Genomic DNA, 25,619 nt, shown 5'->3' on the forward strand with positions numbered 1-25,619 from the left:
TCGCTTCCCTAGCCTGAGCGCGCTCATGGGTTCAACGGGGGAGCGCGGCATGGAACTACGGATTCGGCTTCTAGGCCCGGTGGAAGTCCTCATGGACGGCGAGGAGGCCACCCCTAGCGGGGCCAATCGGCGGGCGGTTCTGGCCGGGTTGGCCCTCGATGCGAACCGGCCCGTCGCGCTCAGTCGGCTGGCCGGCATGGTCTGGTCCGATGCCCCGCCGGCTTCCGCCGTGGCTAACCTGCGGTCGCACGTCGCCGTGTTGCGGCGCATGTTGGGTGCCCGCCTCGTCGCGCACCGAAATGCGTATGAGCTGCGGCTGGCGGCGGATGAGCTGGATGTGACCGAGTTCCAGCGGCTGGCGGGGGAGGGGCACAGCATGCTGGCTACGCCCGACCCGCTCGGCGCCATCGGGGCGCTGGCCAGCGCACTGGCGCAATGGCGTGGCGCCTCCGGTGACGGGGTGCCGCGTGGCACGGCGTTGGACAACCGCTGGGCCAGTCTCGACGAGCAGCGGTTGCAGGTGTTCGAGGAGCTGGCGGAGGCCCGACTCGCCGCCGGCCAGCATGCGCTACTGCTTGCCGAACTGCGTCGTCACCTCGCCGCGCACCCGCTGCGGGAGCGGGCCTGGGGGCAGCTCATGCTCGCCCTCTACCGTTGTGGGGAGGTGCCGGCGGCGCTCGTTGTCTATCGGGATGCGCGGGCCGTCCTCAACGAACAGCTCGGTATCGAGCCCGGTGAGGCGCTGACGAGCCTGCATCGAGCGATGCTCGATCGGGCGCCCGAGCTGTCGACGGCGGCGCCCTCTGGCCCCCTGGTCATGCCGGCCGTCGAGACGCGGTCTGCTGCCGGCTGGGCAGTGCCGCGGGAGCTTCCGGCGGACCTGGTCACCGTCGTCGCCCGGGTCCGGGAGACCGCCGACGTGGTCGCGGCGCTGCGCGGTCCGGCACCGGCCGCGGTGATCGTCACCGGCGCGGCGGGCAGCGGCAAGACCTCGCTGGCGGTCCGCGCCGCGCACCAGGTGGCCGCCAACTTCCCGGACGGGCAGGTCTTCGTCGACCTCGGCCACCGCAGCGCAGTGACTCCGGGTGAGGTACTGGCCCGGGTGCTGCGGGCGTTGGGGGTCGCCCCCGCTGACGTGCCCGAGGACGGCGACGAGCGGGCTGGCTGGTTCCGTTCCCTGGTCGCCGGGCGCCGGCTGCTGATGGTCGTTGACGGCGTCACGAGGGCGGCCCAGGTGCGACCGCTGATTCCCGCCGGTCCGGGGCCCGCCCTGATCGCCGTCGGTTCGCGGCAGCTCGGCAGCCTGGACGGCATCCGGCGGGTAGCGCTGCGGCCGCTGGGTGCTGGGCAGGCACGGGACCTGCTGGCCAGCATTGTGGGGCGGCAACGGTTGGCGGCCGATGGAGCGGCCACCGCGGAGTTGGTCCGACTGTGCGCCGGCTCGGTGCTGGCGTTGCGGATCGCCGGCGCCCGCCTGGCGCGCTGGCCCACCATGCCGGTGGCCACCCTGGTCGCCCAGCTCGGCGACGACCGCGACCGGCTGGACCTGCTCGCTGACGGGGATCTGTCGGTGCGGGCCAGCCTGGCCAGCATCGTCGCCGCTGTCCGTGCCGAGGACGAGGTGGCCGGGCAGCTCCTGGAACTGCTCGGTGCCCACCCCGATGCGCCAGAACTGGCGGATCGAGCTGCCGCCCAGCTCGGGGTCAGCACCCAGCGAATCCGACGGGCCTTGGACAGCCTCGTCGACGCCCACCTGCTCCACCCGGACGGCCCCGCTGGCTACCACCTGCCGGCGCTGGTTCGTGAATATCTCACCGAGCTGGCCGCCGTGCCGCTCGCGCCGGCGCATGTCCTGCGCGCCGGCGAATCGACCCGGCCACGGTCCGCCTGGCGGGACCTCGGTTGGCAGGGAATTGCCTCTTTTGTCTCGATGGTGCCGGTCAACGCCGTGCTGTGACAACCTTCCATCCGGTTTCCCGGGGGCAAGCGCAGGTCAAGCGGGGAATGCCATCCATCTATATCGGTCGGTATGTCGACTAGCAAACTAAGGAAGTCAATGTTGATCTGGCTCCGCCGACGGCCCGTACTGACTGCCGTCATCCTGGCGGTCTCGGTACTGGGGACAGTCGTCGGCGGAGCCCAGATCCTCGGTCATTTGAAAGCCGTGGGCGACAGAGTTGATGGCGTGCCCGGCGGCTACCTGTCGAGCCTGCTCTGGCATGAGCGGAAGCTGTACTTCGCGCGGGAACCACTGTATGCGAGCGCTGGGGCGACCGAGCTCTGGAGTGTCGGACCAGAGCATCGAGCGGCCCGGGTCCCCCTTGCCGGAGGGTGCGACGAGGGCGTGATCAAAGACCTGGCGGCGGGTGCGGAAGGCCGTATCACGCTGCTGTGGGAATGCGATGCGGCCTCCGTCGTGGCGCTCCTCGACCCGGAGACCGGCCGTACGGAAGAGGTCGCCCGCATTAGCCATGAGCCTTCCCGGCCAGTGGTGAACCGGGTCGAATGGTACGGGTCGCAACTTCTGGTCTCCGGCGATGGCTACTATTGCTCGGCGGTGGGTGTTGTCAGCGGGTCACACGTTGATCCGATCCCCGCGCTCGAGGTGGGCGGCGGACTGCTGGACGTCGGTTCGACGTATCGACGACTAGATTCCGACTGCCGCGAGCTGCCCATGGGTGGCTTTGTCACCCGGGCCGGGGAGTCGGTGGCTCTTCTCGCTGCTCCGTCGTCGGCAGGTGTTGAGCCCGAAGGCAGAGGCGATGTGGAATGGTTCGTCTACCGATCCGATCCCCAGTGGAAGAACGTGCGTAGGTCAGTCGAGACGTTGCGGCGTCCCACTCAACTCGTCGCACTGAACGACTGCAGCTTGCTTGTCTCCGGTGAGAAATCAGGTTTGGGAATCTGGGCGACTTCGGGAATCTGGGCGACGCCGGCGAACGGAGGAGACTTCTCCCTCGTGCTCCGCGGTGAGTACGCTGACTTCGCCGTTGAGCCGGTGAGCGGCTCATTGGCCGTTCTCGGTGATGAAGGGAAGGCCGAGGATCTCCGTATGGTGGTCGCAGAGGACGCAGAGGACGTAGGGCAGGTCGGCGGCCGCTGCTGACATGCGCGCTCCAGCGGGCCCGGCGCTGCGGCGAGGCTGTCGGGGGGAGCGCGCCAAATCCCCTTTCAGCTAGTGATGCGGACGATGGGAATGGGCTTTGTGGGACTTCCGTTGGCAGATCCGCTGAACGCCATAAAGGCGGCGGATCCAGCCGGCAACGTCGATATCGATGCTGTCGACCACGTGCCAAGTGGTCCTTAGGTGGTGATCGCGGAAGGGGTGATATTGAAGGGTGGGTCCCGTGAGCGAGGGTGAAGGTTCGGAAGCTGGGTACCCTGGTTTCGTCGTGATGCGACCGCCTCGCCTCCTGCAGAACGTTGGCACGCTCAAGCGCATCGCCGTATCCAAGCTGGCCGGAATTCGAATGATCAGCGCCTCCTTCTCGGGGGATCGCCTGTTGTTCCAGCCCTGGTTGACGGTCATGATCGATGAGGCCAGCTCTGTTTCCGTCACGGGGGTCTACCGGACCGACTCTCCCCTGGGGCGGGAGCCGGAAGGGGAGGGCCCGACCTTCTGCTCGAGAAAATCTGCCTGGCTGCTCGATGCCGACCTCGCCTCGGTGCAGAAGGCATCAAACTTCAGGTCGTATCTCTCGTGCGGTGAGCAGGTGGAGAATGTCTTTACGTTCGTTAATCGAAACACCGGTCCTGAGGTGATCGGTGTTACGGAAGACTTTGTTGCCTCGATGAATAATTCCGAGTTGACGTTGCGCTCCGCTGAACGCGCCGGTTCGCAGTGGCACTACGTAAGGATCGAGGTAGGTGATGAAATTCGTGCCTTCGATATCGGGTACTCGCCGGTGACCACATCCATCGACCTGGTGGAGTCGGCACTCCCGGAATGGTTGGCGTCGGTCGATCGCGCTGTGGGTCTTCCGGGCTTCCAGCCAGACGGTCCGCTGACCATCAACATTGACCGATCAGTCTCAGAACTCATCGGTTAGCCGGGGATAGCCGCACACATGCGACACGGGGGTTCGGCTCGCTGCTCCGCGGCGGGCCCAACCTGCGTCTCGACTCAATGCCGTCAAATGGCCGCTACGCTCTCTGGGTCACGAGCCCAGAATTCCGCTCCCGTACTCCAGCGCTGCTCGCCAGGTCGAAGCGCGGCGGACGCCGGGACGGCCACCGCCCAGGGCGGGAAGGATCAGCTCGAACTGGCGGGCTTGTCGGCGTAGATGCCCTGCAGCATCCCGGTGGCCTGCCCGATCTCGATGAGGTAGCCGTCCGGGTCGCGGAGGTAGCAGCGCACCTCGGCCTTGCGGTCGAGTGGTTCGGTCAGGAACTGCCCGCCCTTGGCCCGGGCGTCGGCGTAGAAGGCGGCGATGTCGGCCACCCGGACGTTGAGGAACGCGGAGACCGGGTCGCCCGGCTCATGCGGGGTCAGGGTGATGTCGGGCTTGTCGGGGGTGGGCCCGCCGCCGGGGTTCATGATGATCCAGCTGTTGGCGATCTTGACGATCGTCGGGTTCTCGGCGAGGACGACCTGCCCACCGAAGATGTCGGCGTAGAACTTCCGCGAGACGGCGACGTCGCGCACGGTGAGGAAGTGTGTGACAACCAGACCCTGCCGTGGCGCGGGAAGATCGTCGCGGTCCACCATCGGGCTCTCCTCACGGTCGCCTGGTCCTGCCGACGTAGGGGTCTACGCCAGCCTCCCAGCTCTGTTGTCGTCACATACGCGGCTTCAGAAACTCCCGCCGGACGGGGAACGGTCCGCCGTCACCTCGGTGGACCGAGTCGCATCACCGAGGGAGAAGACGTTGTCGGAGCGGATCACGCCGGGGCAGTTCCACGCGGCCGCCGGGGTCGAGGAATGGCGGGTGCTGGGCGAGGGGGCGTGTGCCTGGTTCCGTACCGGCTCGTTCGCGGCCGGTGCCCGCCTTGTCCGGGCGATCGGCGAGCTGCCCGGCCTCGACGACCATCATCCGGACGTCGACCTGCGGCACGGCGGGGTGGCCGTCCGGCTGATCACTCTCACGTCCGACTACTACGGGCTGACCGGGCGCGACCTCGAGCTGGCCCGGCGGATCTCGGCGGTGGCCCGGGAGCTGGGCGTACCCGCCGACCCGTCGGCCGTGCAGACCGTGCAGGTCACCATCGACGCGCTGGTCGGCCCCGACGTGACGCCGTTCTGGCGCGCCCTGCTCGGCTACGTCCACCGGGCCGGCAGCCCTGAGGACCTGGTCGACCCGCGCGGCCGGGGGCCGGCGTTCTGGGTTCAGGCGATGGACGCGCCGCGACCGCAACGCAACCGGGTCCACGTCGACGTCTGGGTCCCGTACGACCAGGCCGAGGCCCGGGTGGCGGCGGCGCTGGCGGCCGGCGGACGGCTGGTCAGCGACGCGGACGCGCCGCCGAACTGGGTGCTGGCCGACGCCGAGGGCAACGAGGCCTGCGTCGGCACGGCCGGCTGGCCGGGTGCCGGCGGTGCGGCGTGACGCCGTTCGGGTGCTGCCGTGTCGTCCGGGCCCGGGCCCACTCGCCGCGCTGTTACGCTCCGCGCGGGAGGACTGCGTACCGTCACGTTCTGGACTCGCGGCCGGCGGAGGGTGTCACATCGGTACCCTGCTAGTCCTGGCCTGCCCGCGACGACATGGTGGTTTGTTGATGAACGATCTTCGAGTGGTGGCGTTCGACCTGGACGACACCCTGGCCGTCTCCAAGTCGCAGATCGATCGTCGCATGGCGGAACTCCTCGGCCACCTGCTCACCGAGGTGGACGTCCTGATCATCTCCGGTGGCCGGTTCGAGCAGTTCGAGGCGCAGGTGCTGGCCCACCTCGAGCTCACCGAGGAGCAGCGCAGCCGGCTGCACCTCATGCCGACCTGCGGCACCCGGTACTACCGCTGGCGGGACGGCGACTGGCGGCTGGTCTACGCCGAGGACCTGAGCGAGGCGGACAAGATCCGGATCGTCGCGGCGCTCACCGAGTCGGCGAAGGCGCTCGGCCTCTGGGAGGACCGGACCTGGGGCGACATCATCGAGGACCGGGGCAGCCAGATCACCTTCTCGGCGCTGGGCCAGTCCGCCCCGCCGCAGGAGAAGTACGGCTGGGACCCGGACGGCAGCAAGAAGAAGCGGCTCCGGGACGCGGTCGCCGAGCAGTTGCCCGACCTGGAGGTACGCGGCGGCGGCTCCACCTCGATCGACGTCACCCGCAAGGGCGTGGACAAGGCGTATGGCATGCGCAAGCTGCTGGAGTGCCTGGACCTGAAGCACGACAACGTGCTCTTCGTCGGCGACCGGCTGGACCACGGCGGCAACGACTACCCGGTCAAGGCGATGGGCATCCGGTGCCACGCCGTCACCTGCTGGGAGGAGACGGCCGACTACGTGCAGGTGCTCGTCGACGACCTGGTCCGGCGGCACGCTCAGCGGGCGTAACCGCCGAGCCCGGAAACGGGGCCCCAAGCGCGTGCTGAGGCCCCGCTGCCCAGGCGGCTCAGAGCGCCGCGCGGATCGCCTCGGCGAGCGTGGTCGGCGTGCGGCCGAGCAGCTTCGCCAGGTCGTCACCGACCTCCAGGTCACCCTGGGCGAGACCGCGGTCGCCGTCGGCGAGCACGGCCGCGTACCCCTCGGGCAGACCGGCCGCGACCAGCAGTTCGGTGAGCTTGTCGACCGGCAGGTCGAGGTACGACACGCTGTTGCCGCTCTGCCGGGAGATCTCGGCGGCCAGCTCGGTCATGGTGAACGGCGAGCCACCCAGCTCGTACACCCGGTTGGTGTGCCCCTCGGTGGTGAGGACGACGGCGGCGGCCTCGGCGTAGTCGGCGCGGGTGGCGGCGCTGACCCGGCCGTCGTTCGCCGCGCCGGCGACCCCGTGCTGGAGGTACGTGGGGAGCTGCCCGGTGTAGTTCTCCAGGTACCAGCTGTTGCGCAGGAAGACGTGCGGCAGGCCGGAGTCCAGGATCAGCTGCTCGGTCGCCTTGTGCTCGGCGGCGAGCACCAGGCTGGAGGTGTCCGCCTTGGCGATGCTGGTGTAGACGACCAGCCCGACGCCCGCGGCCTTGGCGGCGGTGATCACGTTGCCGTGCTGCACCACGCGCCGGCCGACCTCGCTGCCGGAGACGAACATCAGCTGCTCCGCGCCGGCGAAGGCGGCCTGCAACGACTCGGCGTCGTCGTAGTCCACCCGCTGGGTGACCAGGCCGCGCCCGGCGAGGCCGGCCAGCCGGTCGACGTCGCGGCCGGCCGCCACGATCTGGTCGGCCGGTACGCCCCGGTCGAGCAGCGACTGGACGATCAGGCGGCCGAGGTGGCCGGTGGCGCCGGTGACGACGATGGACATGGGAACTCCCTGTGGTCGGTGCTGAGAACACTGTCTTCGCACAGCAACGGGAACATCGCAGCCTTACTTCCCGTTGGAGAGTAGGCACCTTCAAGTTCGATACGCACCGAAGGAGAGTGAAGCGCGTGCAGGCGGACCCGTTCAACCGGAACTGCGGCAGCCGGAAGGTCCTCGACCGGATCGGCGACCGGTGGAGCGTGCTGATCGTGCTCACTCTCGCCGACGGCGGGAAGCGCTACGGCGAACTGGCCGGGCGGATCGACGGGATCAGCCAGAAGATGCTCACCCAGACCCTGCGCGGGCTGGAACGCGACGGCATCGTCACCCGTGCCGTGCAGGCCAGCGTGCCGCCCCGGGTCGACTACGCGCTCACCGACCTCGGTCGCAGCCTGCTCGACCTGGTCGCCGGCCTGGAGGCGTGGGCCACCACCCACCTCGACGAGGTGGAGGCCGCCCGGGCCCGCTACGACGCCCGCTGACGGTTCCGGAACCGGCGCACCCTGGCGCGATCGGCGTCGATGCGGTAGGAACAGGGCGTCCCGTCCCGGAGAGCGCTCTCACGGCTCCCCGGCCGATCCCTACCCCATCACCGACAGGGCAGGTAGATGAGACCACTCGACCCCTCCCGCCGCCGTTTCCTCACCCTGACCGCCGCCTCGGCCGCGTCCCTCACCGGCCTCGGGCTCCCCGCTCTCCCGGCCGCCGCCGCGCCCGGCCGTCCCGAGGACGCCGAGCCGGACCTCGGCCCCAACGTCTTCGTGTACGACCCGACCACCCCGATCGAGGAGATCCAGTCCACCCTGGACCGTCTCTTCGCCGCACAGGAACGCAACGAGATGGGCACCGACCGGTACGCCGTGCTGTTCAAGCCCGGCCGGTACGAGGCCAACGCGAAGCTCGGCTACTACACCACCGTCGCCGGTCTCGGCGCCCACCCGGACGACGTGGAGATCCACGGCGCGGTACGGGTGATCGGGCAGCCCGACCCGAACTCGCCGGCCGGCATCTCCGCCCTCACCAACTTCTGGCGCTCGGTGGAGAACCTCGCCGTGACCCCGACCGACTGGTCGAACCAGTGGGCGGTCTCCCAGGCGTCCCCGATGCGCCGGGTGCACATCAAGGGCATCCTCTGGCTGGAGCCGGGCAACGGCGGTTACTCCAGCGGCGGCTACATCGCCGACTCCAAGGTGGACGGCATCACCATCAACGGCTCCCAGCAGCAGTGGCTGACCCGGGACAGCGAACTCGGCGGCGACTGGACCAACGGGGTCTGGAACCAGGTCTTCTCCGGCGTGCTCGGCGCGCCCGCGCAGGGCTTCCCGAACCCGCCGTACACCACCCTGCCGACCAGCCCGGTCACCCGGGAGAAGCCGTACCTCTTCGTCGACGGCGCGGGCCGCTGGCGGGTGGCCGTACCCGGGCTCCGGCACGACACCGCCGGCACCAGCTGGGGCGCGGCCGTACCCTCGTTGCCGCTGTCCGCCTTCTTCGTCGCCAGGCCCACCGACTCCGCGCAGCGGATCAACCAGGAGCTGTCCCGGGGTCGACACCTGCTGCTCACCCCGGGCGTCTACCACCTCGACCGGACACTGCGGGTCAAGCACCCGGACACCGTCGTGCTCGGCCTCGGCATGCCCAGCCTCGCCCCGACCACCGGCGACGCGGCCCTGCGCATCGAGGACGTGGACGGGGTACGCATCGCGGGGGTACTGGTCGACGCCGGGCCGGTCGAGTCGGAGGTGCTGGTCGAGGTCGGCAAGCGGAACAGCCACCGGTCGCACGCGACCAACCCGATCTCGCTCCAGGACGTCTTCTTCCGAATCGGCGGACCCTCGGCCGGCCGGGCGGTCACCAGCCTGGTGGTGAACAGCCGGCACACCCTGATCGACAACATCTGGGCCTGGCGCGGCGACCACGGCAAGCCGGGCACCATCGGCTGGACCGTCAACACCGCCGGCACCGGGGTGGTGGTCAACGGCGACGACGTGACCGCGTACGGGCTCTTCGTCGAGCACTACCAGCGGTGGCAGACCGTCTGGAACGGTGAGCGCGGCCGGACCGTGTTCTACCAGAGCGAGTTGCCGTACGACCCGCCGAGCCAGGCCGCCTGGCACAGCCCGACCGGGCGGGGCTGGGCGTCGTACCGGGTCGCCGACCACGTCCGCACGCACGAGGCGTGGGGGCTGGGGGTCTACTCCTACTTCAACCAGGGCGTCGACATCCGCTGTGACCGGGCGATCGAGGCGCCGCGCCGGGCCGGTGTGCGGTTCCACAACGCGATCACCGTCTTCCTCGACGGCAGCGGCGGCATCGAACGCACCATCAACGAGGCCGGCACGCCGGTCGTCGGCTCGTACGGCACCAGCCCGGTGATCAGCTACCCGTGAGACGGGGGCGCGGGCGCGGCGCGCCGGTGAGGTAACAAAAATTCACCGGAACGCGCTGCGCCCGCTCCACCGTGCACAGGCACCGTCCCGACCATAGGCTCCGGTGCATATGAGCCTTCGCGGCCACCCACGGCCGGTGTCGGACGCGATCGAGGGGGCGTGTCCGGCACCGGCCGTCGCCGATGCCCGCGCACGTTCCGGGCGATCTGCGCCACGCGCGCCCGGCCGGTCGCCCCAGTGTCGGCCGGCGGTCAGGCGGCGAGCTGCTCGGCTCGGGCGACGACCTGGTCGATGAGGCCGTACTCGAGGGCCTCCTCGGCGGTGAACCAGCGGTCCCGGTCCCAGTCGCGCTGGATCTCCGGCAGCGGGCGCCCGCTGTGCCGGCCGATCAGCTCCTGCATGGTCCGCTTCACGTGCAGCATGTTCTCCGCCTGGATGCTGATGTCGGCGACCGTGCCACCGAAACCGCCGGACGGCTGGTGCATCATGATCCGCGAGTGGGGGAGGGCGAACCGCTTCCCGGCCGTCCCGGCGCAGAGCAGGAACTGCCCCATCGAGCCGGCCATCCCGAGCGCCAGCGTCGCCACGTCGTTCTTGACATACTGCATCGTGTCGTAGACGGCCATCCCGGCGCTGACCGAGCCGCCCGGCGAGTTGATGTAGAGGAAGATGTCCCGCTCCGGATCCTCGGCCGCGAGCAGCAGGATCTGCGCGCAGATCTGGTTGGCCGAGGCGTCGGTGACCTCGGTGCCGAGGAAGATGATGCGTTCGGCGAGCAGCCGCTCGAAGACCCGATCGCCGAGGGACGGTTGCCCCTCGTCCAGCATCCAGATGCCGTACCCCATGACCTGACCACCCTCCGTGCCACCGGCGGGCGACGGGCCGCCCGGGAACCGGCGGTCTCCAGCGTCCGGCGGACGGTGGCCCCGGGCCCAGGGTTTCTGCCCGCGGCAGATCCGCCGTCGGCAGAACCGGCGGGCCCTAGGCCGCGGCCAGTCGCCGCCGGCCCGCCCGGGCCCGCCGCCTGGCCAGCGTGGCCGAGGTACGCGGGCGACGCCGCGCGTCGGTCGGCGCGGGGAACAGCCAGATCCGGGTGCCGGACCCGACGGTCGTCGGCGACGGGTAACCGAGGCTCGCGCCGCCGAGCGGGAACGCGGCCTCCGGCAGCCGCAGCGACCCGCCGAGCAGCGGTGCCGGCAGGGCGGGGCGTCGGGCGACGTGCAGCCGGGGTGCACCACCCACCCGCACGTGCGGACCGGTGCGGGGGGCGTGCGCCGCCGGCACCCGGTCCAGCCGGGCCAGGGCCACCCCCGACGTCACCGGCGTCCGCCGCTCGACCTGCCGCAGCTCGTCGCGGGCCTCCTCGAGCAGGTCGGAGAGGTGGATCCCGAGGGCCCGGCAGATGGCGGCCAACACCTCCGAGGATGCCTCCTTGCGGCCGCGCTCCACCTCCGAGAGGTACGGCAGCGACACCCCGGCCGCCTGGGCCACCTCGCGCAGCGTCCGGCCCTGCCGCAGCCGTACCCGGCGGAGCACCCCGCCGATCACCCGTCGCAGCAACGACATGCGGGCCTCCTCGCGGTCGTCGTCCCGGGACGTCCCCATCATGCCCCGTCCGACGGCCGGGCACGTCACGCGGGCGCGGTCCGCGACCCGGGAGGCCGGCGCCCGCCGCAACGGCTATCTTGTGCTCGTGCAGGTGACCGTGGCGGAGCAGGACCGCCAGTGATCCATTTTCCCGCGCAACGGCGGGGGCCGCTGAGCGCGCTCAGTCTGCGCCTGCTCGCCGCCCTGGCCCTGGTCTGCGCCGTGGTGGCCGCGGTCTGGCTCGACCGGGACGGCTACCGCGACGTCAACGAGGACGGGATGACCCTCCTCGACTGCTTCTACTACGCGGTGGTCTCGCTCTCCACCACCGGCTACGGCGACATCACCCCGGCCAGCCCCTCGGCCCGGCTGATCAACGTCGTCTTCGTCACCCCGGCCCGGGTGCTCTTCCTGATCATCCTGGTCGGCACCACCCTGGAAGTCCTGACCGACCAGTACCGGACCGGCCGTCGCCTGTCGCGGTGGAGGAGGACCGTGAAGGACCACGTCATCATCTGCGGCTACGGCACCAAGGGCCGCAGCGCGGTTTCCGCGCTGCTGGAGAACGGGACGGACAAGTCCCGGATCGTGGTGGTGGAGCGGAGCGGTGCCGCGCTGCGGCAGGCCACCTCGGCCGGGCTGGTCGCCATCGAGGGTTCGGCGACCCGGTCGGCGGTGCTGGAGCAGGCGCACATCCGGACGGCCCGCGCGGTGATCATCGCGACCGACAGTGACGACGCCTCGGTGCTGGTGGCGCTGACCGTGCGGCAGCTCACCGCCGGCCAGGTCCGGATCATCGCGGCGGTACGCGAGGCGGAGAACGCCCCGCTGCTCAAGCAGAGCGGCGCGCACCACGTGATCGTCTCCTCGGCGACCGCCGGCCGGCTGCTCGGCCTCTCCACCTCCGCCCCGCCGCTGATCGACGTGGTGGAGGACCTGCTCACCCCGGGGCAGGGCATGGCGCTGGCGATGCGCTCGGCGGAGCGCGACGAGGTGGGCAGGTCGCCGCGCGAACTGGACTCCCTGGTGATCGCGCTGGTCCGGCGGGGCCGGGTGGTGACGCTCACCGACCGGGCCGGTGCGGAGATCGAGACCGGCGACATGGTCGTGTACGTCCGAGACGACCGCCCCCAGGCGACGGCCGCCGCACCCTGATCCGGTTGCCGTCGGGTGCCGTGCGCGTTGGGGCGCCGGTCCAGGTGTTCGGGTGCCGCGATATGCCGGGCCAAGGGTCGGTCGGACATTCACGATCAACCACTTGGATGTTTATCTTTCGGCGCGGACTTGTTAGCGTGTGGCCGCTTGGAACTGCCAACGGGCGCGGCAACCGGTCGGTCGCCGGCGCCATTACCTTGGCCCGGGCACGGGGGATTCACTGTCACGCGAGCGCATGGAGCTCGTGTGTCTCGTTCTCAGCCTCCGCTGGGTGCCGCGTCACGACGGCAGTTTCGAGTGCCTCGGTAACCAAACGACGGGAAAACTATGGCTCAAGAGGCAGAAAACGCAGGAACCCGACGGCGACGGGCGGCCGGAATTGTGGCCGGCATCGCTCTCGGCGGCGCGGCGATCGTCGCGCCGGGAACGGCCGTCCAGGCCGCCCCGGCGCCCGGCGCGTACGACGCGGGGAGCACCGCCCAGGCCGAACGGCCGACGAAGCTGCCGCACTTCCGGGAGGGGAACTTCACCCCGCCCGCCCCGGGCGCGTACGGTCCCCGGTTCCAGTCGAAGGGCACTGGCGCGACTCCGCGGATCGTCGGCGGCACCACCGTCAGCGCGGCGGACCACCCCTACATCGTCGGGGTCGTCACCTACCTCGAAGGGGGCGGCTATGGCTGGTGCACGGGCACGATCATCGCCCGCAACAAGGTGCTGACGGCGGCGCACTGCACCGCTGACGGAGCGGGCACCACCCGGGTCATCGCCGGGCACGACCAGCTCCTCGACGCCAACGGCGACATCATCACCACCGCCGGCTACGTCGCGGAGGTCGGTTCCACCTGGACCCACCAGAACTGGAACATCGCCGCGCAGTACGCGGGCAGCAACATCATCCTCGACGACGTCTCCGTCCTCACGCTCAAGAAGGACCTGCCGGTCGAGTACACGCCGGTCACCTTCAGCGCCCAGGGCGAGACGGCGTACGCGCCCGGCAACACGGCGGACATCGTCGGGTACGGCGTCACGACGTCGGACCCGAACGTCAGGGGTGACACCCGGCTGCGCAAGGCGTCGGTGCCGATCCAGACCGACAGCTACTGTGCCGCCGACGCCAACCGGGTCGGCATCGGGTACGACGCCAACCGGATGCTCTGCGCCGGGGACGGCACGCCCACCGCGCCGTCCGCCGACACCTGCGGCGGCGACTCCGGCGGCCCGCTGCTGGTGAACAACGGCACCAAGCAGGTCGGCCTCACCGACTGGGGCTACGGCAACTGCGGTGAGCACCCGGGCTTCTACGAGGAGCTGGGCTACTACTCCAACGCGATCAAGGCGGACTTCACCCGCCCGCCGCTGGTCAACGCCGACTGGACCGGCGACGGCCACACCGACCTGATCGGCCGGGACACGGCCGGCAACCTGCGGCTCTTCCTGGGTAGCGGGTTCTTCAACGACGGGTACGGCGGCATCTGGTCGAGCCGGATCATCGGCAGCGGTTGGGGCAGCTTCAAGCGCGTCTTCCGGGTCTACAACTGGAACGGCGACAACAAGCCGTCGATCATGGCGGTGAACACGGCCAACGAGCTGTGGATCTACAACACCGACGGCGCCGGCAAGTTCCTCGGCAGCCCCAAGCTGATCGGCACTGGCTGGGGCGGCTTCACCGCCCTGATGGTGACGAACAACTGGCTGGGCAACAACCGCCCGAGCCTGATGGTCCGCAATTCCAAGGGCGAGCTCATCCGCTACACCAGCAACGGCCAGGGCGGCTGGGACAACCCGAAGGGCACCCTGATCGGCACCGGCTGGAACACGTTCAACCTGTTCCTCACCCCGGGCGCCTGGAAGGGTGACGGCCTGGAGGTGCTGATCGGCCGCACCAGCGTCGGCGAGCTGAAGCTGTACCAGTCGAACGGCACGGGTGGCTGGACCAACCCGAAGGGCACGCTCATCGGCACCGGCTGGGGCGGGTTCAAGAACATCCTCACGCCGGGTGACTGGAACGGCGACAACATGGTGGACATGCTGGGCGTCGACGGCGGCAACAGCATGCGCATTTACACCACCGACGGGCACGGCAAGTGGATCGACGGCCGCGGCCAGGTGATCGCCACCGGCTGGGGCTCCTACAACCTGGTCTTCTGACCGGGATCGCTCCACCGCTCAACGAAAGGGCCCGCGACCACAGGTCGCGGGCCCTTTTCCCTGGCCTCTCCGTCGGGACGCTAGCCGATCGTCCAGGTGTCACCGCTGGCGAGGAGGCCGGCGAGCTGCTGCTCCGGCGTCTCGTCGACGGTGGCCTTAGCCGTGGCGACCTGCTCCTGCACCACCCGGTCGTACGACGGGCGGGTCACCGAGCGGAACACGCCGATCGGGGTGTTGCGCAGGTCCGCCCCTGGCAGCCGGGACAGCGCGAAGGCGTACGCGGGGTCGGTGACGCCCGCGTCGTGCACCACGATCTCCTCGGCCGGGGTGGCCGCGGTGTCGCGGACCTCCAGGCCGAAGCCGCCCGGCGGGTGGACGACGCAGAACTGCCCGTCCTTGCCGAACGTGATCGGCTGGCCGTGCTCCAGCCGGATCAGGTAGTCGTCCCGGGTGGCCGGCTCCTTGAGCTGGTCGAACGCGCCGTCGTTGAAGATGTTGCAGTTCTGGTAGATCTCCACGAACGCGGAGCCCTGGTGCTCGGCGGCGGCCCGCAGCACCGACTGGAGGTGCTTGCGGTCGGAGTCGATGGTCCGGGCGACGAAGGTGGCCTCCGCGCCGAGCGCCAGCGACAGCGGGTTGAACGGGGCGTCCGCCGAGCCGACCGGGGTCGACTTGGTGATCTTGCCGACCTCGGAGGTCGGCGAGTACTGCCCCTTGGTCAGGCCGTAGATCCGGTTGTTGAAGAGCAGGATCTTGAGGTTGACGTTGCGGCGCAGCGCGTGGATCAGGTGGTTGCCGCCGATGGAGAGCGCGTCGCCGTCACCGGTGACCACCCAGACCGACAGGTCCGGTCGGGTCGCCGACAGGCCGGTGGCGATCGCCGGGGCGCGGCCGTGGATCGAGTGCATCCCGTAGGTGTTCATGTAGTACGGGAAGCGGGACGAGCAGCCGATGCCCGAGATGAAGACGATGTTCTCCCGGGGGATGTTCAGCTCCGGCATGAAGCCCTGCACGGCCGCCAGGATGGCGTAGTCGCCGCAGCCGGGGCACCAGCGCACCTCCTGGTCGGACTTGAAGTCCTTGGCGGTGAGCTTGAGGGCGATGGGCTCAGACATTCTTCAGGACCTCTTCCAGCATCGTCTCCAGCTCGGCGGCGGTGAACGGCAGGCCGCGGACCTGGTTGTAGCCGATCGCGTCGACCAGGTACTTCGCCCGGATCACGTGGGCGAGCTGGCCGAGGTTCATCTCGGGAATGACCACCCGGTCGTACGCGCGCAGCACCTCGCCCAGGTTGGCCGGCATCGGGGCCAGGTGGCGCAGGTGCGCCTGGGCGATGGAGAGCCCGCGCTGCCGCAGGCCACGGCACGCCGCCCCGATCGGGCCGTACGTCGAGCCCCAGCCGAGCACCAGCACCCGGGCGTCGCCGTCCGGGTCCTCCACCTCGACGTCCGGCACCGGGATGGTCTCGATCCGCGCCGCCCGGGTCCGCACCATGAAGTCGTGGTTCGCCGGGTCGTACGAGATGTCGCCGGTCTTGTCGGCCTTCTCCAGGCCGCCGATCCGGTGCTCCAGCCCGGGGGTGCCCGGGACGGCCCACGGCCGGGCCAGGGTCTCCGGGTCCCGCAGGTACGGCAGGAAGGTGGTGCCGTCCTCGCCGTTGGGCCGGCTGGCGAAGTCGACCCGGAGGTCGGGCAGGCTCGCCACGTCCGGCAGCAGCCACGGCTCGGAGCCGTTGGCGACGTAGTTGTCGGAGAGCAGGATCACCGGGGTGCGGTAGGTCAGCGCGATCCGCGCCGCCTCCAGGGCGGCGTAGAAGCAGTCCGCCGGGGACTTCGGTGCGATCACCGCGACCGGGGCCTCGCCGTGCCGGCCGTAGAGCGCCATGTTGAGGTCGGCCTGCTCGGTTTTGGTCGGCATGCCCGTGGACGGCCCGGCGCGCTGCACGTCGACGATGACCAGCGGCAGCTCCAGCGCCACGGCCAGGGAGATGGTCTCGCCCTTCAGCGCCACGCCCGGGCCGCTGGTGGTGGTGACCCCGAGCGACCCGCCGTACGACGCACCCAGCGCCGCGCCGACCGCGGCGATCTCGTCCTCGGCCTGCATGGTGATCACGCCGAACCGCTTGTGCTTGCTCAGCTCGTGCAGGATGTCCGAGGCCGGGGTGATCGGGTACGCCCCGAGGAAGACGGGCAGCCCGGAGCGGACGCCGGCGGCCACCAGGCCCAGCGACAGCGCGGCGTTGCCGGTGATGTTCCGGTAGGTGCCCGGCACCATGCTGGCCGGCTTGACCTCGTACCGGACGGAGAAGTCCTCGGTAGTCTCGCCGAAGTTCCAGCCGGCCCGGAAGGCGGCCACGTTCGCCGCGACCAGCTCGGGGCGGGCCGCGAACTTGCGCTCCAGGAAGCGCAGCGTCGAGTCGTACGGGCGGGAGTACATCCAGCTCAGCAGGCCGAGCGCGAACATGTTCTTGGCCCGCTCGGCGTCCTTCTTGGACACCTCGTGCGCGGCCAGCGCGCCGACCGTCATCGAGGTCAGCGCGACCGGGTGCACCACGTAGCCGGAGAGCGAGCCGTCCTCCAGCGGGTTGGTCGTGTAGCCCACCTTGGCCAGGTTGCGCTTGGTGAACTCGTCGGTGTTGACGATGATGTCCGCGCCGCGCGGCAGCTCGGCCAGGTTGGCCTTGAGGGCGGCCGGGTTCATCGCCACCAGCACGTTCGGCGCGTCGCCGGGGGTCAGGATGTCGTAGTCGGCGAAGTGCACCTGGAAGCTCGACACGCCCGGCAGGGTGCCGGCGGGGGCCCGGATCTCGGCCGGGAAGTTGGGCAACGTGGAGATGTCGTTGCCCAGTTGGGCCGTCTCCGAGGTGAACCGGTCGCCGGTGAGCTGCATGCCGTCGCCGGAGTCGCCGGCGAACCGGATGACCACCCGGTCCAGTTGACGGATCTGCTTGGTCACGCCCGCACCTCGCTTCGCTCAGCGCCGTCACACGGGCGGCTGAACATGATGGTGACCCCGCCTTGCCCGGCCACGTGCCCTCCTTGACGCGCTGCTACCGCGAGCCGTCCGTGCCCGGTTCGGCCCGCTCCATTTCTCACGTCAGAGCCTACGTCGGTCCGTTAGGGCCACCTTGGTGGAGGTCCGACGTGTGGGACCTGCTCGGCCGGCTGTATGCCCGGCTTTGCGGCATTAGTACCGTCACCGTAACTCAGATCACCGCACGCCTGGAGTGGTCCGGCGGATCACTTCGGGTGGCGGCTGCCGCGGCTCGGCCGCCGCTCATCCGGCGGCGCAGCGAGGCGGTCGCCAGGACCAACGCGAGCACCACCACGAGTCCGGAGGCGGCGATCAGGACGACGGCCGTCCGCACCGGGCTGGCGTCGTCCTCGCCCCCGGGCCGTCCCGCGTGATCCAGCTCGCCCTGCGAGCCGCGCGTATCGACGACCGGGCTGGCCGGCGCGGCGGCGGAGGTGATCCGGAAGCTCATCTGCACCTGTCGGTCCCGCCCGCTGCGGGGCTCCAGCCGGCCGGCGACCGCGCCGGACAGCGGGGCCCGGCGCCGGGCCTCCGGCGTGGCCGCCACCGGCAGCCGCAGGGTGGCCGTGCGTCCCGCCGGCACGGTGCCCAGGTCACACCGGGTGCGGCCCGGGGTCACGGCGGTGCAGCCGGCGGGCGGGCCGGCAGGGGTCACCCCGTCAGGGAGGACCACGTCGACCCGGCCGGCGGCGTCGACCCGGCCGGTGTTGCCCAGGCGTACCGCCAGGGTGGTCGGGCCGCCGCTGTCGTCGAGGAGCACCTCCTCGGCGCGGAGCGCGATGCCGGGCGCCGGCGGCCCGGGCGGGAAGAGGACGGCGAAGCCCTCGTCGTCGGTGGCCGAGCCGCTGACCCCGGGTGCGGTGGCGGTGACCTGGACCGAGCCGGCCAGCGGCATGGACCGCCAGGCGGTGCCGGCGACCCGGACCCGGATCGCGCTGCGGAACCGGGCGCCCGGCGGGGTGGTCCACTCGCCGCAGCGGTAGCTGCCGCCCCCGGCGGGCGCGCAGCCTGCGGTCCCCACGTCGGTCAGGCCGGCCGGCAGCGTGTAGCCGAGCCGGATCCGTGCGGTGCTGCCGCCGGTGTTGGTCACGGTCACCCGCAGTGTGGTCACCGCGCGGTCGGCGTTCCAGTACGCCGAGGTCAGCGTGACGTCCTCGGTGGTGACCCGTACCCCGAGCCGAGCGCCGGCCGGCTGACCGGGCGGGGCGGCCGGCGGCGGCGCCGGTGCGGTGGTGGTCGGCGGGGTGATGGTGGGCGGGGGTTTGCCCGGAGCGGTGCCGGTCGGAGCCGGCGCGGTGCTGGTCGGGGTCGGCGGCGTGGTCCCCGGGGGTGCGCTCTCGGTCGGCGGCGCCGTGGTCGGTGCCGGCTGGGTCGTGGTCGGTTCCCCGGTGGGGGTGCCGCTGCCGGGCTCGGTCGCCGGATCGGTGGCCGCGCGCACCACGCCGGCCGCCGTGGGCGACGCGGTGGCCCACCCGGGCGCCACGCCGAGCGCCGCCGCGAGGCCGGCGGCCAGCGCGGGCGGGAGCAGCACCGAGGTACGTAGGTGCACGGCCCGCCGGGTGGGCCGTACGCGGGGGCGGGTCATCTGTCCTCCGGTGAGGCTCGTTTCCGTTTTTCGGCCATGGTTGTCATCGGGCGTTGGCCCCAAAACGAAACAAACCTGCGTTCGGGACCCGCTGGCGGGCGGAGCGGTAGGCTCCCGACCGTGACCGGTTATCTCGGCTCGTACGCCACCCTCGGTCTCCTGCTGCTCGCCGCCGTGCTCTTCTTCGTCACGGCGTTCTCAGCCAATCGGGTGTTACGTCCCAGCCGTCCGGCCGATCCCTGGGGGAAGCGGGCCAGCTACGAGTGCGGCCTCGACCCGGTTGGTGGCGACTGGGCGCAGATGCAGATCAGGTACTACGTCTACGCGTACCTGTACGTGCTCTTCGCGGTCGAGGCGGTCTTCCTCTTCCCCTGGGCCCTGGTCTTCGACCGGCCGGGGTTCGGCGTGACGACGGTGGTGGAGATGGCTGTCTTCGTCGCCGTGGTGGCGCTCGGCATTCTCTACGCCTGGCGGAAGAACATCCTCCGCTGGACGTGACCTGGCTCAGGCCAGGCCGCGGCGGGTCAGGGTCGGCGGCCGGTCCCCCTTGATCGAGGCGACCATGTCCAGCACCCGGCGGGTCTCGCGGACCTGGTGGGCGCGGAACACCCGGGCGCCGAGCCAGGCCGAGACGGCGGTGGCGGCCAGGGTGCCCTCGAGCCGGTCCGGCACCGGCAGGTCCAGCGTCTCGCCGATGAAGTCCTTGTTCGACAGGGCGACCAGCAGCGGCCACCCGGTGTCGGTGAGTTCGCCGAGCCGGCGGGTGATCTCCAGGGAGTGCCGGGTGTTCTTGCCGAAGTCGTGCGCCGGGTCGATCAGGATCCCGTCCGGGCGTACGCCGAGAGCCACCGCCCGGTCGGCGAGCCCGGTCACCGTGGCCACCACGTCGGCCACCACGTCGTCGAACGCGGCCCGGTGCGGCCGGGTCCGCGGGGTGAGCCCGCCGGCGTGCGAGCAGACCAGCCCGGCGCCGGTCTCCGCGGCGACCCGGGCCAGCGCCGGGTCCGCCCCCGACCAGGTGTCGTTGAGCAGGTCGGCGCCGGCCGCCACCGCCTCCACAGCCACCTCGGCCCGCCAGGTGTCGATCGAGATGACCACGTCGGGGAACGCGGCCCGGACGGCGGCGATGGTGTCCACCGTCCGGCGAATCTCCTCGGCCACCCCGACCTCGTCGCCCGGACCGGCCTTCACCCCGCCGATGTCGATGATCCCGGCGCCCTCGGTCACCGCCCGTTCCACCGCCCGCAGCGCGCTGTCCTGGGCGAAGGTGGCACCCCGGTCGAAGAACGAGTCCGGGGTGCGGTTGACGATCGCCATCACCACCAGCTCGCCGGGGGAGAAGGTCCGCCCACCGAGCCGCAGCGCCCCGGTCATGCCCGCCTCCTGATCTCCGCCCCGGCCCCGATCGTCCGCCGGACGCCCCCGACGCTATCCGGTCGGTCCCCGGCCGGCCCGCCCGGTACGCCGGGTTTCGAATCATGATCGGTGCGGGTGGAGGGCTCGCCCGATGCGCGCCCGCATGCCACGATCTCCCCATGGGTGACGTTCTGCTCCTCTTGGTCGTGGCGCTGACCGTCGCGGCGGTGGTGTTCGGGGTGACGGTGCTGGTCTCCGGGCGGGACCCGGGCCTGGTGCCCACCGAGCCGGACGGGTGGGCCGTGCCCCTGCCGGGCAGCCGCCCGCTGGACGAGTCGGACATCGCCGAGGTGCGCTTCGACACCGCGCTGCGTGGCTACCGGATGGCCCAGGTCGACCAGGCGATGCGCCGGGCCGCGTACGACATCGGCTACAAGTCCGAGCTGATCGGCGTGCTCGAGGCCGAGATCGCCGCGCTCCGGGCGGGGCGGACCGAGGAGGCCGACGCGCTGCGCCGGACCCGGGAGCAGGCCGCCGGCACGCAGCCGGCCGACAGCCCGACCGCCGGGAGCAGCCCCGCCGACGCCCCGGCCGACGGGGCCGGCGAGACCACCGGGACCTCCGCCGACGCGGCCGCCGACAGTTCGACGGACGCGCTGACCGCCGAGGCGGGGCTGGCCGCGGCACCGGCCGCCGCGGCGGTGGAGGACGAGGCCGTGCTCCCCTCGGACACCCCGGCGCCCCCCGGCCCGGTAGCCCCGGTCGCGGCACCCGCCGACGAGGCAGCGACCGATCGGGCCGCCGCCGACCGGCCGCCGGCCGGCCCCACCTCCGCCCCGGCCGCCGGCACCCCGGCCGGTGGCCCCACCGGGGCGACCGCCCCGGACCTCGACGGCGAGCGGGAGCGCGGCGCGGTGGTCCGCTCGGAGTCGGCGTGACCGGCCCGGAGGGCGAATCGCTCGGCGAGGCGACCCAACCCGGTGCCGCCGAGGTCACCGCGACGGTGATCGTCGACGCGCCGGCCGAGCGGGTCTTCGCCGCACTGACCGCCTGGGAACGGCAGTCCGACTGGATCCCGCTCACCACGGTGCGGGTGGTGGAGGGCGACGGCGGCGAGGGGAGCCTGGTCGAGGCGGTCACCACGCTCGGCCCGGCAGTGCTGCGGGACGAGATGCGGGTGGTCCGGGTGGACGCCCCGTACGAGGTCGGCGTGGTTCACTGCGGCAAGCTGCTGCGCGGTCCCGGGGTGCTGCGTTGCACCCCGGTGGAGCAGGACCGGACCCAGGTGGTCTGGCACGAGTGGTTCCACCTGCCCGGCGGGACCGCCGGCCGGGTGGCCTGGCCGGTGCTCTGGCCCGGCTCGAAGTTCAGCCTCACCCAGGCGCTGAAGAAGTTCGCCCGGCTGGTCGAGCAGGGCCGGCTGCCCTGAGCCTGCGGGGGCCGTCGTCGCTCGTTGTCGGTGGGTCGGCCTAGCCTTGACGCCGTGACTGACCTGGTGATCGGCGCCGACGGGCTGCACCGCTGCGCCTGGGGAGCTAGCACGCCGGACTACGCCGTGTACCACGACGGGGAGTGGGGCCGGCCGATCCGTGGCGACGACGCGCTCTACGAGCGGCTGACCCTGGAGGCGTTCCAGTCCGGCCTGTCCTGGCTGACCATCCTGCGCAAGCGGCCGGCGTTCCGGCTCGCCTTCGACGAGTTCCGGATCGAGAAGGTCGCCGGCTACGGCGAGGCCGACGTGGCCCGGCTGCTGGCCGACGCCGGGATCGTCCGCAACCGGGCCAAGATCGAAGCGGCCGTCGCCAACGCCCGGGCCGCCCTGGAGTTGCCCGGTGGCCTCTCCGCGCTGCTCTGGTCCTACGCGCCGCCGCCCCGGCCGGCCCGGCCCCGGTCGAACGCCTCCGTGCCGGCGCTCACCCCGGAGTCGACCGCGCTGGCCAAGGCGCTCAAGAAGCAGGGCTTCCGCTTCGTCGGCCCCACCACCGCGTACGCGCTGATGCAGGCCACCGGCATGGTGGACGACCACCTCGCCGGCTGCCACGTCACCCTCGACCCGGTCGGGACGTGACGCCCGCGGCGTCCGGCGGACGTGCCGGGACCAGCACCGTCCCCGCGTGATGGGATTGACGCCATGACCGACACCGAGCTCCGTACGAGCGGGACGACCGAGAGCACCGCGTCCGGTGCCTGGGCGGTGCTGCTGCCCGCCGAACGGTACGAGGCCGAGCGGCTGGTGCACCACGACACCCTGGAGCTCACCGGGCTGAACGGCGTCACCCGGCCCCGGCCCGGTGACCCGGTCGCCGTGCTGGTCGACGAGCCGCTGCGGCTGGTGGCGCTCGGCCGGGTCGCCCTGGCCACCGCGGAGACCCGGGAGGACCCGGACGACCCGCAGTCCGAGGCCGGCCCGGGGGAGCTCGTCGTGTCGTACACCCGGCGGGTGCTCGACGAGCCGGTGCCGGTGGACGACGTGGCCCTCGACGGGCCGGTGACCGGGCTGGACCTGGCGGCCTGGGGGCAGCTGGCCGCCTTGCTCGGCCCGCCGCCCGCCCGGCGGTCCTGGCTGGTCAGCCTCGACCTGCCGATCGAGGCGTCCTCGCCCGCCGAGGCGGTCCGGCTCTTCTGGTCGTACGTGCAGGAACTGGGCCCCCGCGAGCTGCCCGCCTTCGTCGCGCCCACCGGCGACGAGCTGGCCATGCAGGCGTACGTGCTCGGCGCGGCGGCCAACCAGGATCCCGAAGAGGACGACTGACCGTCGCCGTCCCGCTTACCGTGCCCGGACGGCCGGTACGCCCCGGCCACGCAAGGGCCCCACGCCCCCGCCGAGCACGCCCCGCCGAGGCACCTCTTTCACGGAGAGAGGGCTCATTCTCCGCCGAATGGCCGCTATTTCGGTGAAAGCGTGGCGATCCAGGGCGGCGCGCGGGGAAGCCCCGGTGGGGGTCAGCGGCCCGCGAAGGTGGGCTTCTGCTTGTTGACGAACGCCATGGTGGCCGCCTTGTGGTCGGCGGTGGCGCCGCAGATCGACTGCGCCTGCGCCTCGGCCGCGAGGGCGTCGGCGAGGGTGCCGGCGTCGGCGATGGAGAGCTGGCGCTTGATCGCCCCGTACGCGACGGTCGGGCCGGCGGCGAGCCGGGTGGCCAGCTCCTGCGCGGCCGGCAGCACCTGCTCGTCGTCGTCCACCAGGCGGGTGAGCAGGCCCAGCCGGCCCGCCTCCTCGGCGCCCACCGGCTCGGCGAGCATCAGCAGTTCGACGGCCTTGGCGTGCCCGACGAGCCGGGGCAGCGTCCAGGAGGCGCCGGTGTCGGCGGCGAGCCCGACTCCGGCGAAGGCCATCAGGAACTTCGTCTTCGGCCCGCCGATCCGGAAGTCGGCGAGGAACGCCAGCGAGGCGCCGGCCCCGGCGGCCATGCCCCGGACCGCGGCGACCACCGGCTTGGGCAGGTTGGCCAGCCGGGCGGCGATCGGGTTGTAGTGGGCCCGCACGGTGGCCAGCTGGTCGGTGTCGGCGGATTCGAGGGTCTGCACGTGCTCCCGCAGGTCCTGCCCGGCGCTGAACGAGCCGCCCGCCCCGGCCAGCACGACCGCCCGGCAGGACCGGTCGGTCTCCAGCTCGGCGAGGGTGTCGCGGAGCGCCTCCTTGAGCGACACGTCCAGCGAGTTCATCGCGTTCGGGCGGTTCAGCGTCAGGGTGACGACGGCGTCGGTGCGGTCGACGAGCAGCGGCTCGGTCACGTTCTAACGACCCTTCTGTCGGGCGAGGCGGTTGCTGGCGTCGAGGCAGTGCTCGACGTACCGGTCGGCGGCCGGCCGGAGCCGGGCCGCGTGCCGGTCGAAGAAACCGGCCGCGTTGGTGCCCGGCCAGCGCTCGGGAAGCAGCGCCGGGGGCAGCTGCGGATCCCGGAAGAGGAAGGTACGCCACGCGTGCACGAGCCGGAACCGGGCCGCGTACGCCTCCTCGTCGCTGCTGCGCACGGTGACGCCGGACAGCAGGGGCTTCTGCTCCGCCACGAACCGCTCGTACGCCCGGCCGATCTCGGCCAGGTCCCAGGCCCGGCGGACCACCCCCATCGCGCCGGGGTTGCCGGCGGCGTGGGCGGCGGTGAACCGCTCGTAGCGCACGCCCGCCTCGGCGAGCAGGACGTCGACGTCCTCACCGGGGCGGGTCGCCACCCAGGTGCAGTCGTCGAGGGTGCCGTAGCCGAGGAAGGTCAGGTTGGCGGCGAGCCGCTGCCGGTCCCGCCGGGACGTCGGCGCCTCCAGCACCAGCATGTCGAACCGCCCGTCCCAGCTGTGCCGGCCGGTGCGGTAGATCCGGGAGGCCGCCTCGTCGAGTCGCCGGCCCGCTTTCGGCGTGATCGAATAACCGGGTCCGGTGGCGAGCCGGAGCGGTTCGAGCCAGCCCTGGCGGACCATCCGGGAGACCGCGGTGCGGACGGCCGGAGGGGCGATCCCGAGCGGCGCCAGCAGCTTGACCAGGGCGGCGACCGGTGCGCGCCCACCCCTCGCCCGGAGGTGGTCGCCGTACAGGTCGAAGAGTGCCGACCGTGCCTGCATGACCGCACATTGTGACAGGCCTATCCAAGATAAGCTAGATGCTGTTACATCAATGCTGCTTCGGTTTGGGTCCGGCGGTGTTCATCAGGGAAAATCGTTGGTCGACGCCCCCGCGATGGTTGCGGGTGGTTATGGCGAAGTGGCTGTGGGGCAACCCACCGACCCTGGTGTAGGTCTGAGGGGAGACAACATGGCGGCGATGAAGCCGCGGACGGGCGACGGTCCGCTGGAAGTCACCAAGGAGGGCCGGGGCATCGTCATGCGGGTCCCGCTGGAGGGTGGTGGCCGGCTCGTCGTCGAGATGACTCCCGACGAGGCCACCGCGCTGGGTGACGCGCTGAAGGCGGCCGCCGGCTGAGCGAGGAGCGGTCCGCGCGGCCCGGGTCGCGCGAGCGGTTCGTCCTACCCTGAGCCA

The 25,619-nt window shown here is 71.6% G+C and carries 26 protein-coding genes; 16 read left to right on the forward strand and 10 right to left on the reverse strand.

The features are described from left to right. Positions 1 to 229 precede the first annotated feature (229 nt). From ACFYM6_RS06545 to ACFYM6_RS06555, 3 genes are all read left to right on the forward strand, one after another. On the forward strand, positions 230 to 1,957 hold the full coding sequence (locus ACFYM6_RS06545) for a BTAD domain-containing putative transcriptional regulator (protein ID WP_387272896.1): 1,728 nt from the start codon (positions 230 to 232) through the stop codon (positions 1,955 to 1,957). Positions 1,958 to 2,056: 99 nt separating this feature from the next. Further along, a complete protein-coding gene (locus ACFYM6_RS06550) occupies positions 2,057 to 3,106 on the forward strand; it encodes a hypothetical protein (protein ID WP_387272898.1) in 1,050 nt (349 codons plus the stop codon). A 241-nt stretch (positions 3,107 to 3,347) separates the two neighbouring features. Further along, positions 3,348 to 4,049 (forward strand): hypothetical protein, encoded by a 702-nt coding sequence (locus ACFYM6_RS06555; RefSeq protein ID WP_387272900.1) that lies wholly within the window; start codon positions 3,348 to 3,350, stop codon positions 4,047 to 4,049. Positions 4,050 to 4,252: 203 nt separating this feature from the next. Here ACFYM6_RS06555 and ACFYM6_RS06560 read toward each other — a convergent pair whose 3' ends face one another. Then, positions 4,253 to 4,708 (reverse strand): VOC family protein, encoded by a 456-nt coding sequence (locus ACFYM6_RS06560; RefSeq protein WP_387272902.1) that lies wholly within the window; start codon positions 4,706 to 4,708, stop codon positions 4,253 to 4,255. Between the two features lie 160 nt (positions 4,709 to 4,868). On the opposite strand from ACFYM6_RS06560, the gene ACFYM6_RS06565 reads away from it, so the two are divergent. Next, a complete protein-coding gene (locus ACFYM6_RS06565; RefSeq protein ID WP_387272904.1) occupies positions 4,869 to 5,546 on the forward strand; it encodes a VOC family protein in 678 nt (225 codons plus the stop codon). Positions 5,547 to 5,715: 169 nt separating this feature from the next. Next, positions 5,716 to 6,492 (forward strand): HAD-IIB family hydrolase, encoded by a 777-nt coding sequence (locus tag ACFYM6_RS06570; RefSeq protein WP_387272906.1) that lies wholly within the window; start codon positions 5,716 to 5,718, stop codon positions 6,490 to 6,492. A 58-nt stretch (positions 6,493 to 6,550) separates the two neighbouring features. On the opposite strand, the gene ACFYM6_RS06575 is transcribed toward ACFYM6_RS06570, so the two are convergent. Then, the gene (locus tag ACFYM6_RS06575; protein ID WP_387272908.1) at positions 6,551 to 7,396 is read right to left on the reverse strand and encodes an SDR family oxidoreductase; all 846 of its coding nucleotides are present in this window, start codon (positions 7,394 to 7,396) and stop codon (positions 6,551 to 6,553) included. Positions 7,397 to 7,521: 125 nt separating this feature from the next. Between ACFYM6_RS06575 and ACFYM6_RS06580 the strand changes: the two genes are divergently transcribed. Together ACFYM6_RS06580 and ACFYM6_RS06585 are read left to right on the forward strand one after the other, a co-directional pair. Further along, on the forward strand, positions 7,522 to 7,875 hold the full coding sequence (locus tag ACFYM6_RS06580; protein WP_387272910.1) for a winged helix-turn-helix transcriptional regulator: 354 nt from the start codon (positions 7,522 to 7,524) through the stop codon (positions 7,873 to 7,875). A gap of 126 nt (positions 7,876 to 8,001) precedes the next feature. Next, entirely contained in the window at positions 8,002 to 9,783 is a 1,782-nt protein-coding gene (locus tag ACFYM6_RS06585; RefSeq protein ID WP_387272912.1) for an adenylyl cyclase, read from the forward strand. Positions 9,784 to 10,034: 251 nt separating this feature from the next. Here ACFYM6_RS06585 and ACFYM6_RS06590 read toward each other — a convergent pair whose 3' ends face one another. Beyond that, the gene (locus tag ACFYM6_RS06590; RefSeq protein WP_387272914.1) at positions 10,035 to 10,628 is read right to left on the reverse strand and encodes an ATP-dependent Clp protease proteolytic subunit; all 594 of its coding nucleotides are present in this window, start codon (positions 10,626 to 10,628) and stop codon (positions 10,035 to 10,037) included. 136 nt (positions 10,629 to 10,764) lie between these two features. Beyond that, the gene (locus ACFYM6_RS06595) at positions 10,765 to 11,349 is read right to left on the reverse strand and encodes a helix-turn-helix domain-containing protein (RefSeq protein WP_387272916.1); all 585 of its coding nucleotides are present in this window, start codon (positions 11,347 to 11,349) and stop codon (positions 10,765 to 10,767) included. 40 nt (positions 11,350 to 11,389) lie between these two features. On the opposite strand from ACFYM6_RS06595, the gene ACFYM6_RS06600 reads away from it, so the two are divergent. From ACFYM6_RS06600 to ACFYM6_RS06610, 3 genes are all read left to right on the forward strand, one after another. After that, positions 11,390 to 11,512: a hypothetical protein gene (locus ACFYM6_RS06600; protein ID WP_387272918.1), complete on the forward strand. Its 123-nt coding sequence runs from the start codon at positions 11,390 to 11,392 to the stop codon at positions 11,510 to 11,512. Beyond that, positions 11,509 to 12,525: a potassium channel family protein gene (locus ACFYM6_RS06605; RefSeq protein WP_387272920.1), complete on the forward strand. Its 1,017-nt coding sequence runs from the start codon at positions 11,509 to 11,511 to the stop codon at positions 12,523 to 12,525. The genes ACFYM6_RS06600 and ACFYM6_RS06605 overlap by 4 nt, the downstream gene beginning before the upstream one ends. Before the next feature lie 381 nt (positions 12,526 to 12,906). Then, positions 12,907 to 14,673 carry a trypsin-like serine protease gene (locus ACFYM6_RS06610; protein ID WP_387272922.1) on the forward strand — a complete coding sequence of 589 codons (1,767 nt, stop codon included), beginning with the start codon at positions 12,907 to 12,909 and terminating at the stop codon, positions 14,671 to 14,673. Between the two features lie 80 nt (positions 14,674 to 14,753). Here ACFYM6_RS06610 and ACFYM6_RS06615 read toward each other — a convergent pair whose 3' ends face one another. The 3 genes from ACFYM6_RS06615 to ACFYM6_RS06625 form a co-directional block, all read right to left on the reverse strand. Further along, positions 14,754 to 15,788, reverse strand: a complete 1,035-nt coding sequence (locus ACFYM6_RS06615) for a 2-oxoacid:ferredoxin oxidoreductase subunit beta (RefSeq protein WP_387272924.1) — start codon at positions 15,786 to 15,788, stop codon at positions 14,754 to 14,756. Then, on the reverse strand, positions 15,781 to 17,628 hold the full coding sequence (locus ACFYM6_RS06620; protein WP_387272926.1) for a 2-oxoacid:acceptor oxidoreductase subunit alpha: 1,848 nt from the start codon (positions 17,626 to 17,628) through the stop codon (positions 15,781 to 15,783). Before ACFYM6_RS06620 ends, ACFYM6_RS06615 begins: the two co-directional genes overlap by 8 nt. Positions 17,629 to 17,878: 250 nt before the next feature. Continuing rightward, positions 17,879 to 19,291: a hypothetical protein gene (locus ACFYM6_RS06625; protein WP_387272928.1), complete on the reverse strand. Its 1,413-nt coding sequence runs from the start codon at positions 19,289 to 19,291 to the stop codon at positions 17,879 to 17,881. A 120-nt stretch (positions 19,292 to 19,411) separates the two neighbouring features. On the opposite strand from ACFYM6_RS06625, the gene ndhC reads away from it, so the two are divergent. Then, positions 19,412 to 19,789: an NADH-quinone oxidoreductase subunit A gene (gene ndhC, locus ACFYM6_RS06630; protein WP_073840061.1), complete on the forward strand. Its 378-nt coding sequence runs from the start codon at positions 19,412 to 19,414 to the stop codon at positions 19,787 to 19,789. Positions 19,790 to 19,795: 6 nt separating this feature from the next. Here ndhC and folP read toward each other — a convergent pair whose 3' ends face one another. Next, a complete protein-coding gene (folP, locus tag ACFYM6_RS06635; protein WP_387272930.1) occupies positions 19,796 to 20,665 on the reverse strand; it encodes a dihydropteroate synthase in 870 nt (289 codons plus the stop codon). Positions 20,666 to 20,826: 161 nt separating this feature from the next. Here folP and ACFYM6_RS06640 point away from each other — a divergent pair, with 161 nt between their 5' ends. The 4 genes from ACFYM6_RS06640 (at position 20,827) to ACFYM6_RS06655 (ending at position 23,399) form a co-directional block, all read left to right on the forward strand. Next, positions 20,827 to 21,585 (forward strand): DivIVA domain-containing protein, encoded by a 759-nt coding sequence (locus ACFYM6_RS06640; protein ID WP_387272932.1) that lies wholly within the window; start codon positions 20,827 to 20,829, stop codon positions 21,583 to 21,585. Continuing rightward, positions 21,582 to 22,076, forward strand: a complete 495-nt coding sequence (locus tag ACFYM6_RS06645; RefSeq protein WP_387272934.1) for an SRPBCC family protein — start codon at positions 21,582 to 21,584, stop codon at positions 22,074 to 22,076. The genes ACFYM6_RS06640 and ACFYM6_RS06645 overlap by 4 nt, the downstream gene beginning before the upstream one ends. A 54-nt stretch (positions 22,077 to 22,130) precedes the next feature. Beyond that, positions 22,131 to 22,715: a DNA-3-methyladenine glycosylase I gene (locus tag ACFYM6_RS06650; protein WP_387272936.1), complete on the forward strand. Its 585-nt coding sequence runs from the start codon at positions 22,131 to 22,133 to the stop codon at positions 22,713 to 22,715. Positions 22,716 to 22,778: 63 nt separating this feature from the next. Beyond that, complete coding sequence (locus tag ACFYM6_RS06655) at positions 22,779 to 23,399, forward strand: hypothetical protein (protein ID WP_387272938.1); 621 nt, start codon at positions 22,779 to 22,781, stop codon at positions 23,397 to 23,399. Between the two features lie 191 nt (positions 23,400 to 23,590). Here ACFYM6_RS06655 and ACFYM6_RS06660 read toward each other — a convergent pair whose 3' ends face one another. Both ACFYM6_RS06660 and ACFYM6_RS06665 read right to left on the reverse strand, forming a co-directional pair. Next, entirely contained in the window at positions 23,591 to 24,382 is a 792-nt protein-coding gene (locus ACFYM6_RS06660) for an enoyl-CoA hydratase/isomerase family protein (RefSeq protein WP_387272940.1), read from the reverse strand. A 3-nt stretch (positions 24,383 to 24,385) separates the two neighbouring features. Continuing rightward, entirely contained in the window at positions 24,386 to 25,204 is an 819-nt protein-coding gene (locus ACFYM6_RS06665) for a PaaX family transcriptional regulator C-terminal domain-containing protein (RefSeq protein WP_387272942.1), read from the reverse strand. Between the two features lie 190 nt (positions 25,205 to 25,394). Here ACFYM6_RS06665 and ACFYM6_RS06670 point away from each other — a divergent pair, with 190 nt between their 5' ends. Next, positions 25,395 to 25,562 carry a DUF3117 domain-containing protein gene (locus tag ACFYM6_RS06670; RefSeq protein WP_013283866.1) on the forward strand — a complete coding sequence of 56 codons (168 nt, stop codon included), beginning with the start codon at positions 25,395 to 25,397 and terminating at the stop codon, positions 25,560 to 25,562. Positions 25,563 to 25,619 lie beyond the last annotated feature (57 nt).

The organism is Micromonospora sp. NPDC006431, assembly GCF_042870725.1.
GTDB lineage: Bacteria > Actinomycetota > Actinomycetes > Mycobacteriales > Micromonosporaceae > Micromonospora.

What these genes read in the sequence shown, in the direction of transcription:
- ACFYM6_RS06595 (WP_387272916.1), bottom strand. Translation starts at nt 11,349, where the DNA reads ATGTCGTTGCTGCGACGGGTGATCGGCGGGGTGCTCCGCCGGGTACGG.
- ACFYM6_RS06665 (WP_387272942.1), bottom strand. Translation starts at nt 25,204, where the DNA reads ATGCAGGCACGGTCGGCACTCTTCGACCTGTACGGCGACCACCTCCGG.
- ACFYM6_RS06570 (WP_387272906.1), top strand. Translation starts at nt 5,716, where the DNA reads ATGAACGATCTTCGAGTGGTGGCGTTCGACCTGGACGACACCCTGGCC.
- ACFYM6_RS06625 (WP_387272928.1), bottom strand. Translation starts at nt 19,291, where the DNA reads ATGACCCGCCCCCGCGTACGGCCCACCCGGCGGGCCGTGCACCTACGT.
- folP (WP_387272930.1), bottom strand. Translation starts at nt 20,665, where the DNA reads ATGACCGGGGCGCTGCGGCTCGGTGGGCGGACCTTCTCCCCCGGCGAG.
- ACFYM6_RS06670 (WP_013283866.1), top strand. Translation starts at nt 25,395, where the DNA reads ATGGCGGCGATGAAGCCGCGGACGGGCGACGGTCCGCTGGAAGTCACC.
- ACFYM6_RS06575 (WP_387272908.1), bottom strand. Translation starts at nt 7,396, where the DNA reads ATGTCCATCGTCGTCACCGGCGCCACCGGCCACCTCGGCCGCCTGATC.
- ACFYM6_RS06640 (WP_387272932.1), top strand. Translation starts at nt 20,827, where the DNA reads ATGGGTGACGTTCTGCTCCTCTTGGTCGTGGCGCTGACCGTCGCGGCG.
- ACFYM6_RS06615 (WP_387272924.1), bottom strand. Translation starts at nt 15,788, where the DNA reads ATGTCTGAGCCCATCGCCCTCAAGCTCACCGCCAAGGACTTCAAGTCC.
- ACFYM6_RS06600 (WP_387272918.1), top strand. Translation starts at nt 11,390, where the DNA reads ATGCCCCGTCCGACGGCCGGGCACGTCACGCGGGCGCGGTCCGCGACC.
- ACFYM6_RS06590 (WP_387272914.1), bottom strand. Translation starts at nt 10,628, where the DNA reads ATGGGGTACGGCATCTGGATGCTGGACGAGGGGCAACCGTCCCTCGGC.
- ACFYM6_RS06585 (WP_387272912.1), top strand. Translation starts at nt 8,002, where the DNA reads ATGAGACCACTCGACCCCTCCCGCCGCCGTTTCCTCACCCTGACCGCC.
- ACFYM6_RS06560 (WP_387272902.1), bottom strand. Translation starts at nt 4,708, where the DNA reads ATGGTGGACCGCGACGATCTTCCCGCGCCACGGCAGGGTCTGGTTGTC.
- ACFYM6_RS06655 (WP_387272938.1), top strand. Translation starts at nt 22,779, where the DNA reads ATGACCGACACCGAGCTCCGTACGAGCGGGACGACCGAGAGCACCGCG.
- ACFYM6_RS06550 (WP_387272898.1), top strand. Translation starts at nt 2,057, where the DNA reads ATGTTGATCTGGCTCCGCCGACGGCCCGTACTGACTGCCGTCATCCTG.